The 18,125-nt window shown below is 62.8% G+C and carries 11 protein-coding genes; 8 read left to right on the top strand and 3 right to left on the bottom strand.

Annotation, left to right across the window (positions count from 1 at the left end; genetic code table 11):
• Positions 1–3 precede the first annotated feature (3 nt).
• Together VGD45_RS30575 and VGD45_RS30570 are read right to left on the bottom strand one after the other, a co-directional pair.
• Complete coding sequence (locus VGD45_RS30575; RefSeq protein ID WP_331159202.1) at positions 4–771, bottom strand: enoyl-CoA hydratase/isomerase family protein; 768 nt, start codon at positions 769–771, stop codon at positions 4–6.
• A complete protein-coding gene (locus VGD45_RS30570; RefSeq protein ID WP_331159201.1) occupies positions 768–2,270 on the bottom strand; it encodes a hypothetical protein in 1,503 nt (500 codons plus the stop codon). Before VGD45_RS30570 ends, VGD45_RS30575 begins: the two co-directional genes overlap by 4 nt.
• 129 nt (positions 2,271–2,399) lie before the next feature.
• Between VGD45_RS30570 and VGD45_RS30565 the strand changes: the two genes are divergently transcribed.
• Genes VGD45_RS30565 through VGD45_RS30545 form a run of 5 tightly spaced genes read left to right on the top strand, consistent with a single transcriptional unit; the run spans position 2,400 to position 10,584 of the window.
• The gene (locus VGD45_RS30565) at positions 2,400–3,365 is read left to right on the top strand and encodes a nitronate monooxygenase family protein (protein ID WP_349263396.1); all 966 of its coding nucleotides are present in this window, start codon (positions 2,400–2,402) and stop codon (positions 3,363–3,365) included.
• Between the two features lie 14 nt (positions 3,366–3,379).
• Positions 3,380–5,524: a fatty acid oxidation complex subunit alpha FadB gene (gene fadB / locus VGD45_RS30560; RefSeq protein WP_331159199.1), complete on the top strand. Its 2,145-nt coding sequence runs from the start codon at positions 3,380–3,382 to the stop codon at positions 5,522–5,524.
• A 9-nt stretch (positions 5,525–5,533) separates the two neighbouring features.
• Positions 5,534–6,676: an acyl-CoA dehydrogenase family protein gene (locus tag VGD45_RS30555; protein WP_331159198.1), complete on the top strand. Its 1,143-nt coding sequence runs from the start codon at positions 5,534–5,536 to the stop codon at positions 6,674–6,676.
• Positions 6,676–8,340 (top strand): AMP-binding protein, encoded by a 1,665-nt coding sequence (locus VGD45_RS30550; protein WP_331159197.1) that lies wholly within the window; start codon positions 6,676–6,678, stop codon positions 8,338–8,340. The genes VGD45_RS30555 and VGD45_RS30550 overlap by 1 nt, the downstream gene beginning before the upstream one ends.
• 24 nt (positions 8,341–8,364) lie before the next feature.
• Positions 8,365–10,584 (top strand): acetate--CoA ligase family protein, encoded by a 2,220-nt coding sequence (locus VGD45_RS30545; RefSeq protein ID WP_331159196.1) that lies wholly within the window; start codon positions 8,365–8,367, stop codon positions 10,582–10,584.
• 94 nt (positions 10,585–10,678) lie between these two features.
• Here the strand turns inward: VGD45_RS30545 and VGD45_RS30540 are convergent, their stop codons facing one another.
• Positions 10,679–11,884, bottom strand: coding sequence for an acetyl-CoA C-acetyltransferase (locus VGD45_RS30540; RefSeq protein ID WP_331159195.1), 1,206 nt, complete (start codon positions 11,882–11,884; stop codon positions 10,679–10,681).
• A gap of 151 nt (positions 11,885–12,035) precedes the next feature.
• Here VGD45_RS30540 and VGD45_RS30535 point away from each other — a divergent pair, with 151 nt between their 5' ends.
• The 3 genes from VGD45_RS30535 (at position 12,036) to VGD45_RS30525 (ending at position 17,992) form a co-directional block, all read left to right on the top strand.
• On the top strand, positions 12,036–14,756 hold the full coding sequence (locus tag VGD45_RS30535; RefSeq protein ID WP_331159194.1) for a LuxR C-terminal-related transcriptional regulator: 2,721 nt from the start codon (positions 12,036–12,038) through the stop codon (positions 14,754–14,756).
• A gap of 129 nt (positions 14,757–14,885) precedes the next feature.
• Positions 14,886–17,228 (top strand): TonB-dependent receptor, encoded by a 2,343-nt coding sequence (locus VGD45_RS30530; protein WP_331159193.1) that lies wholly within the window; start codon positions 14,886–14,888, stop codon positions 17,226–17,228.
• A complete protein-coding gene (locus VGD45_RS30525) occupies positions 17,228–17,992 on the top strand; it encodes an alcohol dehydrogenase catalytic domain-containing protein (RefSeq protein WP_331159192.1) in 765 nt (254 codons plus the stop codon). The genes VGD45_RS30530 and VGD45_RS30525 overlap by 1 nt, the downstream gene beginning before the upstream one ends.
• Positions 17,993–18,125: the final 133 nt, after the last annotated feature.

Below are 18,125 nucleotides of genomic sequence, written 5' to 3'. Positions count from 1 at the left end.
TGATCACTCTCCCCGGAAAGAGGGCGGTCGCCGTTCCGCGAAGGCGCGGATGCCTTCTGCTAAATCGCGAGTACGGGCCAGCAGAGATTGGGTGTCTGCCTCCCATGCGAGCATCGTGTCGAGCGATAGAGGCGATCGCGACAGCATGGCCTTGGTCGTGGCGATGGTGCCGGGAGGGGCGGCCGCGAGCTCCTTCGCAAGGCTGACCGCTGCGTCGAGCGTTGCGCCCGGTGCAATCAGCCGATCCAGCAGATTCATCGAGAGCGCTTCTTCGGCGCCGACCTGCTTGCACAACATCAGAAGCTCGCGCGCGCGTCCGATGCCGATTCGTTGGGGCAACGTCCACATGAGGCCGTAGTCCGGCGTGAGGCCGACCTTGCCGAAAGCCGCGCACAGCGTGGTCGTTGAATCGCCGATGACGAAGTCACACGCCATCGCGAGCGAGAACCCTGCGCCGAACGCACTGCCCGAGACAGCCGCGACAGCTGGCAGGCGGCCGCCGACCAGCGCTCGAACGGCGCGATGACCTATGTGCATCGCCTCTCGCATCGCAAGCGGTGAGGCATCGAGCGCCGACAAATCTCCACCGGCGCAGAAATGTTTGCCTCCGTACAGCACCAGCGCTCGAATCGACGGGTCGTCCTGCAACGTCGTCAATGTTTGTGACAGGCCGCGATACAACGCGAGCCCGAGCGCGTTGCGCTTTTCCGGCGCGTTCAAAGTCACGATGGCGACATTGTCGCGATGTTCGATCAGTACGGGCTCAGTCATGCCACTGTCCAATGAAGAAGGTTATCCAGGCCGCGGCTCACCTGGCCGATCTGTCCGACGGGAGTCGCGGACAAGTCGGTCAGGACCTGTAGCGTCGTGGTGTTGCTCGCCGCGACGCGAGCCATGAGCCGACGCTGATCGGGAGTGCGGGCGATCACGGCACCGAACTCGGGTGCTTCGCCGCGGCCGTGGACGACGGTGAATGTTTCGAGCGCGGCCGGGCCTGAGTAAGCGTCGGTCAGCTCCGGGATCGGGCCGCGCTTGCGATCTGCCAACGCTTGCACGTCGCCGCTCGAAAGCTCGCTTCGGGACGGTGCTGCGCTCAATAGCAGCGCGTGATGCTTGGTGACGAATTCACCCTGGCCGTAGAGCAGCGCGAGCGCCTCGCGACGATTGCGGATCCGTCTTACGAGACCGGCGGCTGCGTGCGTCATGTAGTTGTTGAGGGGCGCGCCGAAGAAGCTCATCCCACCGATCGAGGTGAGTTGCGCATCGATGGGCAACTCGAGCACTCGTCTCGCCATCTTCGGCACGATGGGGAAGCAGCTGTACAGCTCCATCGAGTCGAATCGGCCCGTGCTGCCCGCGGCGTCGCGCATCGTTTCCAGGACGGCTTCTTGCGCGTACGAGCGCTGGTATTGGTCTCGCTGCAGATAATCCCTGGGCTCAACAGCATGCGCGCCGGCATGGATGTACGCGTATCGATCTTCGGAAATACCCAACTCGCGCGCTTTCGCAAGCGACGTCAGAACGACGGCTGCACCCTGATTCACGAAAGGATTCGCCACCATGTGCTTGGTGTACGGCCAGGCGACGGGTCGGTTGTCTCTGGAGGGCGTGGCGAGTTGTTCCGCAGTGTAGTGCTGTCTCAGCCATGCCGATGGATTTGCCGCCGCCACCGCCGAGAAGTCGGACCAGAGTTGCGCGGACTCGCGCAGCGCTTGCGCTGGCGTTTGTCCCCACGCCGCGGTGGCCGCGTTTTCATACAGGGGATAGACATGAACCGGCTGCGTCATCCCATGCCGGATGGCGATGGGATGACAAAGATCCTTGCCACGTAACACCGTCGCTTTCGGATCGCGCGGCGACCAGGGTAGTTCGAAAGATTCCTTGGCTGCCGCGGCAACGGAATATTGCGCCTCGGCGCCCACGATGGCGGCGACGGTGCTTTCGCCGGCCACGATTCGTAACGCGGCTTCATGGATGAAGCGCACTGGCGATTCACCGCCGGCCTTGCCGTAAACACAACGCTTCGGCTTGTGCGTCATTCGTGCGGCCAGCACATCGCACGGCTCGGCATAGGGCCAGGAATGTTCCGCGACGATGTCCAGGGAATCCACCGCTGCTGGCGACAAGGGGCCGGCGTCCTGCAAGGCTGCGAGCAGCGCATCCGCCATCAAGGCAGCCGGCTCGCGAGCGTGGGCCAGGTGATCTGGCCGGTCGATGACGTCGGCGACGCCGACGATGACGGGAATTCGGTGCGGTGAAACGATTGCCATGCTGGAGCCTTACTGTGCGAATCATCCTGCACGCCGGGCTGGCGGCGAAAATCGTCAGAACCGACGAAGCGGCGGCACGGCTGCACGCCGAAACATCAGACGACCGCTGCTATGACCCCGGGGGGACCTCTGCACACGCGCATTACCGAATTGCTGGGAGTGACCTATCCCATCGTCCAGGGCGGCATGATGTGGGTGGGCACCGCAGAACTTGCGGCTGCCGTTTCCAATGGCGGTGGGTTCGGCATCATCACGGCGCTGACACAACCCACGCCCGAAGCGCTGTGGGAGGAGATCGGCCGATGTCGAACGCTCACCGACCTGCCGTTCGGCGTGAATCTCACCATGCTGCCGTCGATCAATCCGCCGCCGTACGAGCGTTATCTCGATGTCATCGTGCGCTCCGAAGTGGCGGCCATTGAAACAGCCGGCAAGGTTCCGCCGGAGTTCATCGCCATCGCCCGCGCGGCGGGTCTCAAGGTCATCCACAAGTGCGTGTCGTTGCGACACGCGCAGTCGGCGCAGAAGCACGGCGTCGATGCGATATCCATCGATGGTTTCGAATGTGCCGGGCATCCGGGCGACGACGATGTGGGTGGATTGGTGCTGATACCGGCGGCCGCGCGTCACTTATCGGTGCCCATCATTGCTTCCGGCGGTATCGGCGATGGTCGCGGGATGGCCGCTGCACTCACGTTGGGCGCGGATGGCGTGAACATGGGCACTCGCTTCTGTGCCACGCGCGAAGCGCCGATTCACCAAAACATCAAACAGGCGCTCGTGGCGGCGAACGAACGAGACACGCGTCTGATCTTTCGCACGATGCATAACACTGCGCGCGTCCTGCGAAACGCGATCTCTGAGGAAGTCGTCGCAGCCGAATCCAAGGGCTGTCGATTCGAGGACATCCGACACCTGGTCGCGGGTCAGCGGGGACGCGAGGCGCTCGTGCAGGGCGATCCGAACGGCGGCGTCATCGCGGCCGGCCAGGTCGTCGGCTTGATCGAGGACATTCCCACGTGCGCCGAGCTCATCGAGCGCATGGTTCGCGAATGTCGCGAGCGCCTGCGGCACGTCACCCATTTCTTTCAATGACCAGGCGAGACCCAATGTTTCAGGGCGAATCGATTCGCGTCAGTGCGCTCGATAACGGCGTTGCGGAGCTTTGCTTCGATCGCCAGGGCGATGCGATCAACAAGTTCGACAAGCGCACGGTGAATGAGTTACAGCAGGCGATTGCGGCGATCGGCGCGCAGAGTGGAGTGCGCGGTGTTTTGATCACGAGCGCCAAGCAGTCCTTTATCGTTGGCGCGGACATCGGCGGCTTCGGCCAGTTGTTCAGCAAGCCGCAGCAGGAAGTGATGTCCAGCAACATGGCGTCCAATCGCGTGTTCCATGCGCTCGAGGCATTGCCCGTGCCTGTCGTCGTGGCGCTGAATGGTTTCGCGCTGGGTGGTGGATTGGAAGCGGCGCTTGCTGCCGACTACCGTGTGATGGCGACTGATGCGCACGTTGGTTTGCCCGAGGTGAAGCTCGGTCTGTTTCCCGGCTTCGGCGGCACAGTACGGCTGCCTCGCATCGCCGGGATCGAAGTTGCGATTCGCTGGATCGTGGGCGGTGAGCCTTCGAAGGCAGAGGCAGCAAAGAAAGCCGGCGTCGTCGATTTTGTCTCGACGCCAGAAGCATTGCGCGAGACGGCGCTGCATGTTCTCGATCAAGCTGCTCGCGGCGAGTTCGATTGGCGCGCCCGTCGCTCGGCCAAGATGGGGCCGGTGAACGTTCAAGGCCTGGATGCCAGCGCCATTTTTGACGAGGCGAAGCGAACGCTGGCGGCACGCATACCAAAACATCAGCCCGCGGCGATGTCGGCGCTCGAACTGTTGCAGGAGGCGATGTCCGCCGACCGCGACGCCGCGCTGGCGCTGGAGGCGGCGGCGTTCGCGAGGATCGCGAAGACGCAGGCGGCTGGGTCGCTGGTGCAAGTGTTCTTGAACGAGCAGCAGGTGAAGAAGGCCGCCAAGCGTCACGCGAGCGCGGGGCGCAAAGTTCAGCGCGCCGCGGTCATCGGTGCCGGCATCATGGGCGGTGGCATCGCGTACACCAGCGCGAGCCGCGGCATTCAGGTGGTGATGAAGGATATCGCTCAATCGCAGCTCGATCTCGGGATGAACGAGGCGCGCAAGCTGCTTCACAAACAAGTGGCCGGCGGGCGAATAACGCAAGGTCAGGCGGATAGCGTGCTCGCCTCGATCGTGCCGCAGCTGAGTTATCAGGACTTCAACTCCGCGGACGTGGTCGTCGAGGCGGTGGTCGAGAATCTCAAGGTGAAGCATGCGGTGTTGCGCGAAGTCGAGGCGCAGATCGGATCTGATGCCGTGATCGCATCCAACACCTCCAGCCTGCGCATCGACGATCTCGCCGCGCCGCTCGCGCGTCCGGAAAATTTCGTCGGCATGCATTTCTTCAATCCGGTGCCGATGATGCCGCTGGTCGAAGTGATCCGTGGCGCGAAGACCAACGATGCGGCCGTTGGCTCGGTCGTGAGCTACGCGCTGTCGATGGGCAAGACGCCCATCGTCGTGCGCGACGGGCCGGGGTTCCTGGTGAACCGCATTCTGACGCCATACATGCAGGCGTTCGGCAGACTGCTCGCCGATGGCGCCGACTATCTGCAGATCGACGCGGCCATGGAGTCCTTCGGCTGGCCGATGGGGCCGGCATATCTCAACGATGTCGTCGGCATGGACACCGGTGTGCATGTCGCGGAGATCATCTGCGCCGGTTTCCCGGAGCGGCTGCGTCGCAGTTGGAAAGATCCGCTGCAGGTCATGGTGGCGCACGGCCGGCTCGGGCAGAAGAACGGCCTGGGCTTCTATCGTTACGAAACCAGCGCGATGGGCAAGCCCGTCAAACACATCGATCCGGACGTGCGCGTGTTGTTGCGGGAAGTACAAGCAAGCGGTTCCAAACCGTTCGGCGATACCGAGATCGTCGAGCGCATGATGTTGCCGCTGATCATCGAAGCGGCGTTGTGCCTCGAGGAAGGCATCGTCGCCAGCGCTGCCGAGTTGGACATGGCGTTGCTACTCGGCGTGGGCTTGCCGGCGTATCTGGGTGGAGCGCTGAAATACGCGGACTGGCTGGGGCTCGATCGAGTGGTCGAGCTTTCAGATCGCTATGCCGCGCTCGGCCCGCAATATCTCGCCACACCGACGATGCGCGCCATGGCGCGTGAGCGACGGAAGTATTACTGAGGTCACACCATGCTTGCTCGCACGATTTTCACTGCCGAACACGATGAGTTTCGCAAGAACGTCCGTCGCTTCATCGATGAGGAGTGCGTTCCGCATCATGCGCGTTGGGAGGAGCAGCAGCACGTGGATCGCGATGTCTGGCGGCGTGCGGGCGAGCTGGGCTTCCTCTGTATTGCCGTGCCCGAAGAGTACGGCGGCATGGGCGGCGATCGGTTGTACAGCACGATCCTGATGGAGGAATCGAGTTACGCGGGCGTGAACGGTCCGGGCTTCTCGATCCACTCTGACATCGTCGCCAACTACATTCTGAACTTCGGTACCGAAGCGCAGAAACGTGAGTGGCTGCCGAAGATGGCCAGCGGCGAGGCGATTGGCGCAGTCGCCATGACCGAGCCCGGCACCGGTTCGGACCTGCAAGCCGTGAAAACTCGCGCCGAGCGCGACGGCGACGATTACATCATCAACGGCAACAAGATATTCATCACCAACGGCTACCTCTCCGACATCGTCGTGGTCGTGGCCAAAACCGGCAACACGGGCACGGGGTCGCGCGACATCTCGTTGTTTCTGGTCGAGAACGGTACACCAGGGTTCTCCAAGGCTGCGCCGCTGAAGAAAGTCGGCATGAAAGCCCAGGACACCTGCGAGTTGTTCTTCGAGAACGTCCGCGTGCCGCGCGCGAACCTCCTCGGCGGGGTGGAAGGGCAGGGCTTCGCCATGCTCATGAAGGAGCTGGGCTGGGAACGGCTCATTATTGCCATTCTGTCCGTGTCGGCCGCGCAGGCGGCCTTGAACTGGACCATCGACTACACGCGCTCGCGCAAGGTCTTCGGCAAGTCCGTGGCGGAGTATCAAAACACGCGCTTCAAGCTCGCCGAGCTCAAGGCGCAGATCGCGGTGACGCAGGTCTTCATCGATCGCTGCCTCGAGTTGGTCCTGCAACACCAGCTGACGCCCGAAGTGGCGGCCACCGCCAAGCTGACGGCCTCCGAGTTAGTATGTCGCGTCGTCGATGAGTGCGTTCAATTGCACGGCGGCTACGGATACATGCTGGAGTATCCCATCGCGCGCGCCTTCATCGACAATCGCGCCAGCCGCATCTACGGCGGCACCAACGAAATCATGAAGGAACTGATCGCGAGGACGCTGTGATGCTCGATCGCCTGCAACACTGGGCTCAGGCCACGCCCGATCGCACCTATCTGACGCAGCCGCAGCCCGACGGAAAAATCATCGAGTACAGCTGGGCTCGAGTTTGGGACGAGGCGCGTCGCATGGCGGCCCATCTGCAGTCCTTATCGCTGCCGGCAGGCAGCAACATCGCGATCTACGGCAAGAACAGCGCGCATTGGATCATGGCGGACCTGGCGATCTGGATGTCGGGCCATGTGAGCGTGCCTCTGTACCCAACCGCGAGTTCCGCGACGGCGGACTATGTGCTTCGTCATTGCGACGCCCGATTGATCTTCATCGGACGGCTTGATGGCGTCGCCGACAGCTGGAAGGAAGTTCGGCCCGTGCTGCCATCCTCGTTGCCGCAGATCGGATTGCCGATGTCACCCGAGAGCGTCACTAGGCGATGGCATGACATCATCGCCGCGCACGAGCCGGTGCAGAACATCGTCGAGCGGCCCTCGGCCGAGCTCGCGACCATCATCTATACATCGGGAACGACGGGGCAGCCGAAGGGCGTCATGCATAGTTTCGGGTCGTTGACGGCCCCCTGTCTCACGACCGCGGAGCTGTGGAAGACGAATCCCGAGGATCGCATGCTGTCCTATCTGCCGCTTGCGCACATCGCCGAGCGTGTGGCGCTGGAGGTGCCCTCGCTCGTGTTCGGCTTCCAGGTGTTCTTCAACCTCGGGCTGGAAACGTTTGCTCAGGATCTGAAGCGCGCGCGGCCCACTCGTTTCTTTTCGGTGCCGCGGTTGTGGACCAAGTTCTATCAAGCCGTGAATGCGCAGCTGCCGCCGGAGAAACAGCAAGCGTTGTTCGCCGATCCGGTGCAAGGGCCCATTGCAAAGAAGCACATTCTCGCGGGCCTGGGGCTCGGCGCTGCTCATATCGGTTTCACCGGCGCTGCGCCGCTGCCCGCGCAGATCATTGCCTGGTATCGCGAGCTCGGGCTGGATCTGATCGAGGTCTACGGCATGACGGAGAATGCCGCGACTTCACACGCGTGCCGTCGTGGCGACGTGCGGCCGGGCTATGTCGGTGTGCCGCTTCCTGGCTGTGAATGCCGGATCGCCGAGGACGGCGAAGTTCTCGTGAAAAGCCCCGGACAGATGCTCGGCTACTACCGCTCCAATGAAGACTCGCGGCAGTACCTGACGCCGGATGGTTTCTTTCGCACCGGCGATCGCGGTGAGCTGGACGAGGCGGGCCGGTTGCGGATTACCGGTCGCGTCAAAGAACTGTTCAAGACCAGCAAAGGCAAGTACGTCGCGCCGGTTCCCATCGAAAACCGGCTGGGTGCGCATCCGTTTATCGAAGCGATCTGCGTCACTGGTCCCGGCGAGCCGCAGCCGTTTGCGCTGACGATGCTGGCCGCCGATAAGTATCGACAAACGGTCGAAGACGGCGCTGCACGCTGCCAGCTCGAACGGGAGCTCGCCGCTCTGCTCGAGCAGGTGAACGTTTCCTTGGAGGACCATGAGCAGGTCGAGTACCTGGTCGTGGTCAAGGAGCCGTGGACCATCGAGAGCGGCCTGCTCACACCCACCATGAAGGTCCGTCGCAGCCAGATCGAGAACCGCTATCTCACTCGCGCGCCGCAGTGGCGCGAGCTGGCGCGACCGGTGATTTGGGAGTCTTGAGCTGACGCATCAGCCCGTGCGCGAATGTCACATCCACTCACAGCATTGTTTTCCCCGCGGTCCATCGCATTCGTGGGCGCCACCGAGCGCTCGGTCTGGACGCGGGCCGCGCTCGCGAATCTGCGCACGCTCGGCTATGACGGCAAGGTGTTCCTCGTCAATCGAAAGGGCGGGGAGGTTCTGGGCTATCCGGCACTGAGCTCGCTGCGTGAGATCGGTGAGCCCGTCGATGTTGCGCTGCTGATGGTGCCTTCCGATGCGCTGCTCGACACGGTGTCGGAACTCGGCGCCGCCGGCATTCGTAACGCGATCATTCTGAGCGCCGGCTTTGCAGAATCCGGAGTCGCCGGTCGCGAGTTGCAGAGCCGGCTCACAACTTTGGCGCGCGAACACAACATCTCTTTGCTTGGGCCGAACTGCCTCGGCTTCGTGAATTTCATAGCGTGTGCGCCGGTATGGACGGTGAGCTTGCGGCCCCAGCCTGCGAGGGGCACGCCTGTTACCGATGCAGGCGCAAGTGACAGACACGCTGCTCGTGCTCAGTCTGAGTCAGGATCAAAGGCTTTTGCCGGTCGCGCCAGCGTCGAAGATCCGGGCACATCCGCGGCGAAGATCGCCATTGTTTCTCAGAGCGGCGCGCTCGCTGCGCAGATGTCCTATTTCGCGCAGTGGCAGGGCATTGGCCTCACCTACATGGTGTCCACCGGAAACGAAGCGGGCATCGGCGTCGCTCAAGTCATCGATTATCTCGTCGATGACTCGGCGACTCGCGCGATCGCGTTGTTTCTCGAATCCGTGCGCGACACTGAAGCTTTCACTCGCGCCTGCCTGCGGGCGGCGGAGGCAGGCAAGCCCATCGTGGTGTTGAAGGTCGGCAGCAGTGAAGTCACCGCGCGTTCGGCGCAGGCGCACACGGGCTCGCTCGTTGGCGATGATCGCGTCTTCGATGCCGTGTGCCGCCGCCTTGGCCTGGTGCGCGTTACGTCGCTGGAAGATTTGATCCTCACCGCCGAGGTGCTCGCGCGGTGGGGAACGCTGCCTGAAGGCGGGTTGGGGTTGATCTCACTTTCCGGTGGCTTGTGCGAGATCGCCGCTGATCGCGCCGCTGATGCCGGAGTGTCTTTGCCGGCGTTATCGCCGACGACGACAGCGCGCCTGGCCGCCGACCTGCCCGATTTCGGAACCCCACACAATCCGCTGGATGTGACGGGCGGCGCGCTGCTCGACCCGTCATTATTGGAAAAGTCCCTCGACGCGATGTCCGCCGAGTCCGCGTTCAGCGCCGTGCTCGCCGTGCTGGATGTTCCTGGCACCGCTGCCGATGACAGCAAGGTTCTACGTCATCTTCTGGATGGCGTCGCGGCGGCGCAGAGTCGCGCATCGTGTCCCACATTCCTGATCAGTCACACGGTTCGGCCTTTCAGCGAGCTGAGCCAGGAAATCCTCGACGCCAGTGGCTGCAACTATCTGCCGTGCGGATTGGAGCACGGCATCCGGGCCGTGGCGCGTGCCTTCGAGTGGTCCAAACTTTCGCGCGAGGTACGGCAACCATCTGCGGTCGCTGCCTCCGTGGCCGATGCGCGGCCGGGCTCCGAACGCGAAGTGATGGAATATCTGCGCAGTCGCGGCGTTCCCGTCGTGCCGACGCAGGTAGTAACGACTTCTGACGAGGCGGTCCGTTGTGCGCATCAGTTTGCCGGGCCTGTCGCGTTGAAGATCGCTTCACCCGACATCGCTCACAAGACCGAGGTCGGCGGCGTAGTCCTGGATGTGACGGGCGACAACCAAGTCGCCGCCGCGTTTGAAAACATCATGACGCGGGCTCGCGAAGCCGCCCCTCACGCCCGCTTCGAAGGCGTTTCAGTATCCCCCATGCGCACAGGCGGCGTGGAGCTTTTCGTCGGAACGATGCGGGACCCGCAATGGGGACCTGTGATCACTGTCGGGCTCGGCGGCGTCTGGGTCGAGGTACTGCGCGATACCAGCCTGCGCTTGCTACCGATCTCGCATCAAGTCGCATTGTCGATGCTCGATGAGCTTCGCGGGCGCGCATTACTGGACGGCTTTCGCGGAACGCCCGCAGTCGATCGCGACGCTGTCGCGAACGTCATCGTCGCCATCGGGAACGCCGCGCTCGCTCTCGGCCCACAGTTGCTGTCGCTCGAAATAAATCCGTTGCGGGCGAACGGCGATCACGTTGAAGCGCTGGATGGCTGGGCGGAGTGGATCGAGCCGAAGAGGTAGAGCCGCTGCACGCGTTTCCTCGGAAACATGACATCGCCGCCGATCGTCAGCTTGGAAGGCTGCAACTGTGCGTTCGCTCCCGCGATCCGAGCGGCTACAGCCGCTCGACGATCGTCACATTCGCCATCCCGCCGCCTTCACACATCGTCTGCAACCCATAGCGCTTGCCATGACGATGAAGCGCATGCACGAGCGTCGTCATGAGCTTCGCGCCCGAGGCGCCGAGCGGATGACCGAGCGAGATCGCGCCGCCATGCACGTTGAGTCCGGCCGGATCGGCGCCGGTCACCTTCAACCACGCGAGCGGCACCGGTGCGAACGCTTCATTGATCTCGAACAGATCGATATCGCCAATCTTCATGCCCGCTTTGGACAGCGCATTCACCGTGGCGGGCAGCGGCGCTTCCAGCATGATCACCGGATCATGCCCCATGACACTCATATGGTGGATGCGCGCCAGTGGCGTGACCCCCAGCGTCTTCAGTCCCCTCTCATTGACGATCATGACGGCAGCCGCGCCATCGCACACCTGGCTGGCCGTGGCCGCCGTCACACGCCCGCCCTCGGCAAGCAGTTTTACGTTGCGAATGCCCTCCAGGCTCGCATCGAATCGGATGCCTTCATCGATCGTGTGCAGATCATCCGTACTCTCAGTGACCGGCTCGCCTGCAGGCGCCGCACTCGGCGCACGACGAATCTGCACAGGCACGATCTCGTTGTGGAACGCGCCCGCCTGCGTGGCCGCGATGGCGCGGCTGTGACTCACGAGCGCAAACGCATCCATCTCATCCTTCGACAAGTCATACTTGCGCGCCATCATCTCCGCACCCAGAAACTGGCTGAACTCCACATTGGGATAACGAGCTGCCATTCCCGGGCTGACATAAAAGCCAAAGCCCTGCTTCTGAGGCATCGTGACAGACAAGCCCATGGGCACGCGCGACATGCTTTCGGCGCCGGCGGCGATCACCACATCCATGGCCCCGGACTGCACCGCCTGGGCCGCGAAATGAATCGCCTGCTGCGACGAGCCGCATTGCCGATCGACGGACGTGCCGGGCACGCTCTCGGGCAAGCACGAGGACAACACGGCATTGCGCGCCACGTTGAATCCTTGTTCGCCGATCTGGCTCACGCAGCCCATGATGACATCGTCGATTGCATCCGGCGGCGCTTTGGCGCGAGCCACCGTCGCGTCGATCACCTGCGCGGCGAGGTCCGCGGGGTGCCAGCCGGACAGCCGGCCTCCTTTGCGTCCGCCTGCGGTGCGAACGGCAGCAACAATGTAAGCTTCTGGCATGATCGGGTCCTTGGGGGAGCGATCCCGTATTGTTGAAGCGCGGGCGGACGCGACACTTCGTCGGAACTGACGATTGCAGCGGCCGCCAAAAGGGCTCAACTGGGCCGATATACTTCAGGGGATCGGTGGGTCAGCGGCCGCGGGTCGATAGATGCACTTGGGATTGCCGAAAAACCGTTCTGACAACGTCTCGGGCGTGCGCAATCATTTGCTGTTGGCTAAAACCACGCCGCCAACGCTGCCCGCTTCGCAAATTCCGCGCAACGAGTTGCAGGAACGCGTCGGCCGCGCCAGTGAGAAAGTGGTGCTGATCCAGGCGCCGGCGGGTTTCGGCAAGACCACGCTGATGCTCCAGGTCATGAACGGCCTGCGCGCTCAGGGAATCACGACCAGCTGGCTGACCGTCGATGCGGCGGACAACGATGTCGGTCGCTTTCTCGCCTTTCTGGACGCGTCCTTCGATCGATTGCTCAGTGGCGCATCCACCGCGACGAACGAGCCGGAGAGCGATGCCGCCGCCGGCATCGTCGCGCTCGATCTGATGGAGCGGATCGCCTGCACGCCGACGCCCTTCGTGCTGTTCGTCGATGACGCGGAGTCGGTTCAGAGCGCGGCGTCTTTCGCCGTGCTCCGGCAGGTGATCGAGAACCTCCCCGAAGGCGGGCGCATCGTCATCGGCTCGCGAACCATGCTGGACATCGGCGCGCCACGTCTGCTGGCGCGCGGACAGCTGCTTGTGATCGATCCGATGCAGCTCAGGTTTTCGGTCGCCGAGACAGGTGATTATCTGCGCGAGAAGCGCGGCTTGAATGTCCCCGGCGCCGATATCGCGCGCTTGCAAGGCGCGACCGAAGGCTGGCCGGTCGCGTTGTGGCTCGCGTCGCTGGCGCTCGAGCGCAGCGAACGCTCCGTCGATCTGGTTGCGCACTTCTCCGGATCGAATGTTCTGGTCGCGGACTATCTCGCCGAGGAAGTTCTGTCTCAGCAGAGCCAGAGCGTGCGCGAGTTTCTGGTGCGCACGAGTGTGCTTCATCACTTCAACGCGCAGCTGTGCGACGCCGTACGTGGTCAACACGACAGTCGCGAGATTTTGGAGTCCCTGCAGCGCTCGAATCTGTTCGTCCAGCGCATCAGCGAGGACGGCGAGTGGTTTCGATATCACAGCCTGTTCGCCGGGTTCCTGCGCACTCAGCTGGAGCGTCTCTACCCTCAGGACATCGCGGATCTGCATCGTGCCGCTTCACGATGGTATGACGCGCAGAACCGGCCGGTGCCGGCCGTCGAGCACGCGCTTGCTTCGGGCGATTACGACTATGCGCTGCCGATGCTGGAGCGCATCGCCGAGCAGTTGCTCGAAGGCGGGCGAATCCGGCTGGTCGTGCGATTGCTCGATTCCGTGCCGGCGCGGGAGCTCGCGAACTGGCCGCATCTGCGGTTGATTCATGCCTGGTCGCTGTCATTCACGCGCGGCGGTCAAGAGGCCATGCAACTGCTCGAGCGCATCGAGGCGCAAGGTCCACTGTCGCCGCATTTGCAGGCGCATGCGCTTGCCTTGCGACCGATGCTTCTCACGATGCTCGATCGCTTCGATGAAGCCTACACCGCTGCGCAGGCCGCGCTGGACCAGGTCACTGCCGAGCAGGCATTCGCTTTCAGCCTGCTGCGGACCTCGCATGCGAATCTGTTGATGATCATGGGCAAGTACACGAGCGCGCGCGAGCTGCTCGATCGCAGTCGTGTGCAGCAAGGCTCTCCCGCCGGCCCCTTCATGACGATCTTCGCTCAGTGCGTGGAGGGCGCGATCGACCTGCTTCATGGTCGATTGAGACAGGCCACCGCGCGCTTCAAACATTCGGCCGCCGTCGGCTCGCGCAAATTCCTCATCGACACCAACGGCAACGCCATGGCCGGCATCCTGCTCGCCGAAGTGCTGTATGAGCAGGACGAGCTCACCGAGGCGGAGCGCTTGTTGAGTGTGTATGTGCCGCTGATGCAGGAGCTCGGGATGACGGATCATCTCATCTGCGGGCACCGCGCGCTGGCGCGCATCGCGCATCACTCGGGCGATCACGACCGCGCGCTGTTGGCTGTCACCGAGATGGAAAGTTTCGGTCTTCGCATGAGCCTGCCGCGCCTGGTGGCCAACGCGCAGTTGGAGCGGGCGCGCCTCGCTCTTTGGCGCGATGATGCCAAGAGCGCTCGCGAGGCGTTGCAAAGAGCGCGGGCGGCGGTCGATTGGACTCCCGTGATGTCACGGGCCCTGTTCGGTAACGATATGGATACGCTGCTGGAAGCGCAGCTGCGTTTGATGATTCACACTGGCGCGGCTGATGACGCTGTGAGTCAGCTCAAGCAGGAGCTGGAACGCGCCGAGAATGCCAAGCGGCATCGACGCGCCTTGAGGCTCCGGATCCTGCTGGCGCTGGCGTTGGATCGGGCGGGCAATGCCAAAGCGTCCCTGCGCATGGCTCGCGACGCGCTTCGGTTGGGCGCGCGGGAGCGCTTCGTCCGGATCTTCCTCGATGAAGGCGAGCCGATGCAGAGGTTGCTACAACGATTGTCGGTGGCTCAGCAGAACGAGCTGGATGAAACGGCCAACCTGGCCGAGTATCTGAAGCGCCTGGCGGGGCAGCGCCCCGAAAAGGTCGAAGCGCCCGCACCGAGTCCCGCCACCACCGAGGCGTTGACCAAGAAGGAGCTGGAGATCCTGCGGCTGCTCGCCGAGGGGCTGTCGAACCTCGCTATCGCCGGGCGGCTATTCGTCTCCGAGACCACGGTGCGCACGCATTTACGCAATATCAACGCCAAATTCGGCGTGCATAACCGCACTCAGGCCATCGCCGTCGCTCGCAAGCTGAACCTTATCGCCTGAGTCGCTGCCGGCCTCATATCGTCAGTTCCGACGAATCCGGCTCAGGTCGTCCGGCGGCATCCTTGTGCCATAAAGGTCCTGCCATCCGCGGCGGGCGCCTGTTCATACATAAGTCACGGGGGACGTGCGATGACCAATGCGTCTGGGCAGCGGGGGCGAGCTGGAGATCAGGCTCGTAGGGCGGCGGCGCTGGCTGCTCTGGTGTGTGTGGCCGGAGTGGCGGGGGCTCAGGGGTCCAGTGAGACGCCTTCGGCTCAGACCGCGGCTTCGCCGACTGAAGAGATCATCGTCACCGCTCAGCGTCGCCAGCAAAACTTACAGGAAGTGCCGGTCGCAGTGACTGCGGTGACAGCGGAAGCCCTCGAAGCCGCGCGCGTGCAAAGCATTTCCAACGTCCAGGCGATTTCACCCAGCATCTCCTTCGACACGAGCAACAACGCCGCCAACAGCGCGAACATTCGTATTCGTGGCATCGGCACCGTTGGCAACAGCCGTGCTTTCGAAGGCGCCGTCGGCGTTTTCATCGACGGCGTGTATCGCACGCGCAGCGGACAGGCGCTGCAGAACTGGCTCGACATCGATGGCCTGCAAGTGCTGCGCGGGCCGCAGGGCACTCTGTTCGGCAAGAACACCTCCGCAGGCGCGCTGCTCATCACGAGCACCCGACCCACGTTGGGCGAGCTCAATTCGGAGTTCGAGCTGACGTATGGCAACTACGATACGTTGCTCGCACGCGGTGTCATGAATGTTCCTCTGGGCGATCGCGCAGCCATGCGAGTCGCGGCGCTGTGGTCTGAAGCGGATGGGTTCATCGAGAACCCCAACACCGAAGATAGTTACAACGAACGCAAGCCGCGCGCCGCCAAGGCGCAGCTGCTCGTGGAAGCGAGCGACTCGGTGACTCTACGGTTGATCGCCGACTACTCGGAGGAGAAAAGCAACTGCTGTTACGGTCAGGTCGATGACGTCGACGGCCCGCTGCAGCCCTTCATCGATACTTTGGTTCGTGCTCGCGGCTTGAATCCTCCGTCTGCCGACTTCGATGATTATGAGCAGGTGCTGAGCAACGACACGCGCCAGGATCTCACCGACAAGGGCGTGGTGCTGCAGGCGGATTGGGAGCTGGGCGACGGCAACTCGGCGCATTCGGTCACCGCGTACCGCAGCTGGAAGATCAAACAGCAGGGGATGGATGCGGACTTCACTGGCGCCAACATACTCACGATCAACGAAGGCTTTCAGACGGACTTCTTCTCGCAGGAGTTCACATATAACGGCCGGTTGGCGGCCGCTGACTACGTCGTGGGCGCGTACTTCGCCGATGAAGACATCGATGCCACGCATCAGCTGCTCTGGGGCAATCAGGCGCAGGCGTTCTTCGATGTGCTGTTCTTCGCACAGGCCGGCTTGCCGCCCGGCACCGGCGCGGCACCGGAAGGTCTCTGGAGCGACGCGGTTCTGCCTGCGAGCAGCCGGTCGTACGCGGCGTTCACGCACTGGAGCATCGAGCTTTCCGATCCGTTGAAGCTCATCGTGGGTGCACGGTATTCGCGCGAGGACAAAACCGGAGCGTTCCGCCGCTTCTTGTTTACGCCGCTGCCGAATGCCGCGTTCCGATTGCTGGGCGTGCAGCCCGGCCCGGAATTCAGCGCGAAACAGGAGGACGAGGCGGTCACCGGTACTTTAGGTTTGCAGTATCAGTTCACGCCTGACGTGATGGGCTATGTGAGTTACAGCCGCGGCTTCAAGGCGGGTGGCGTCAACATCGACAATACCGCTGCCGGCACGCGGCTCAACAATCCGGCCGAGGTCCCTGGGGCGACGCCGCTCGATCCGACTTACAAGCCCGAGTACATCGATGGCTATGAGCTCGGCTTGAAGACGGAATATGCCGGCGGCCGGGCGCGCAGCAACTTCGCTGCGTTCTACGATGAAATGAAAGATCTGCAGGTTGCGCAGTTCCTCGGCACGCAATTCACCATTGTGAATGCGCCGGAGGCGACGGTGTATGGCTTGGAGATGGAGAACACCTTCAAGCTCACTGATGCACTGTCGTTGGGCTTGGATGCCACGTGGCTTGCGGAGGCGGAGTTTGGCGAGTCGGCCTTGATCCTGAATCTCTCCGGGCGTGACTTTGCGTTGGCGCCCGATCTTGCGGCCAATGTCTCGATCAATCTCGATCAGCCACTGACCGGAAGCCTGGCACTGACTGGTCGTGTCGCTGCTACACATACGGGTGAGCAGTTCACCACCACTTCCAACGATCTCCGGCGCGATGCGCAGACCGAGCTGAATCTCAGCCTGGGTTTGAAGGCGCAGGACAATTCCTGGTCGGTGACTGCGTGGTGCCAGAACTGCAGCGATCAGCGCTACGTGACCCAGCACTTCAATTCGCCGCTTCAAGGGGCGGACGCAAACGGATATGTGTCCGCTCCGCTCACCTATGGTGTCACGCTGCGGATGTCATTTTAGTGCCTGTTGCCACCGCAGCGGTCGTCCGTCGCCCGGGTGCGTTCGAAATCGAACAGGTCGAGATCGACGCACCTCGGGAGCGGGAGGTGCTGGTTCGCATCGTCGGTTGCGGTTTGTGCCATACGGATCTGAGCGCGCTCGATCAATCGTTTGGGTTCAAGTTGCCGGCCATTCTGGGGCATGAGGGGGCGGGGATCGTTGAGCAAGTAGGCTCGGGAGTTGCTCAGCTTAGGCCGGGCGACGCGGTCGTGCTTTCGTATGCCTACTGCGGTGATTGCGAGTACTGCCATGACGATCGCATGGCTTACTGCTCACGTAGCGCTCGGCTCAACTTCAGTGGGCAGCGCGCGGATGGGAGTGCGCTCGTGCGCGATGGCCAAGGTCAGCCGTTGTCTTCGCGCTTCATTGGGCAGAGTGCGTTCAGCACGCATGCTCTTGTGATGGAGTCGAACGCGATTCGCGTTCCGACGGATGTTCCTCTTGAGCTGATGGGGCCGCTCGGATGCGGCATGCAGACTGGGGCTGGCGCGGTGGTCAATGTCTTGCGTCCCCGTCGTGGCGAGAGCATTGCGATCTTCGGTGCGGGCAGCGTTGGTTTAGCTGCCGTTATGGCTGCTCGCATTGCTAGCTGCTCGACGATCATCGCCGTGGAGAAGAATCCCGCGCGGTTGTCTCTCGCGGCCGAGCTGGGCGCGACTCATGCGGTCGACGCTCGTGTCGATGACGTCGTTGGAAAGATTCGCAGCATCACTCAGGTGTATTAGTTTCGACTTGATCTGACACCCCTCTTGCAAAGAGCGGGGTTACCCGGTTCGATGGTTGTTACCAGGCAATCACCTAACCAAGAAGAGTAACCCCGCAATGAATGTTTTAAATCAGAGCATCATCAAGCACAAG

Source organism: Steroidobacter sp., assembly GCF_036402275.1.
Classification (GTDB): Bacteria; Pseudomonadota; Gammaproteobacteria; order Steroidobacterales; family Steroidobacteraceae; genus Steroidobacter.
Note: the sequence above shows the minus strand (reverse complement) of the source record. Positions and strands in the feature narration are given on the sequence as shown.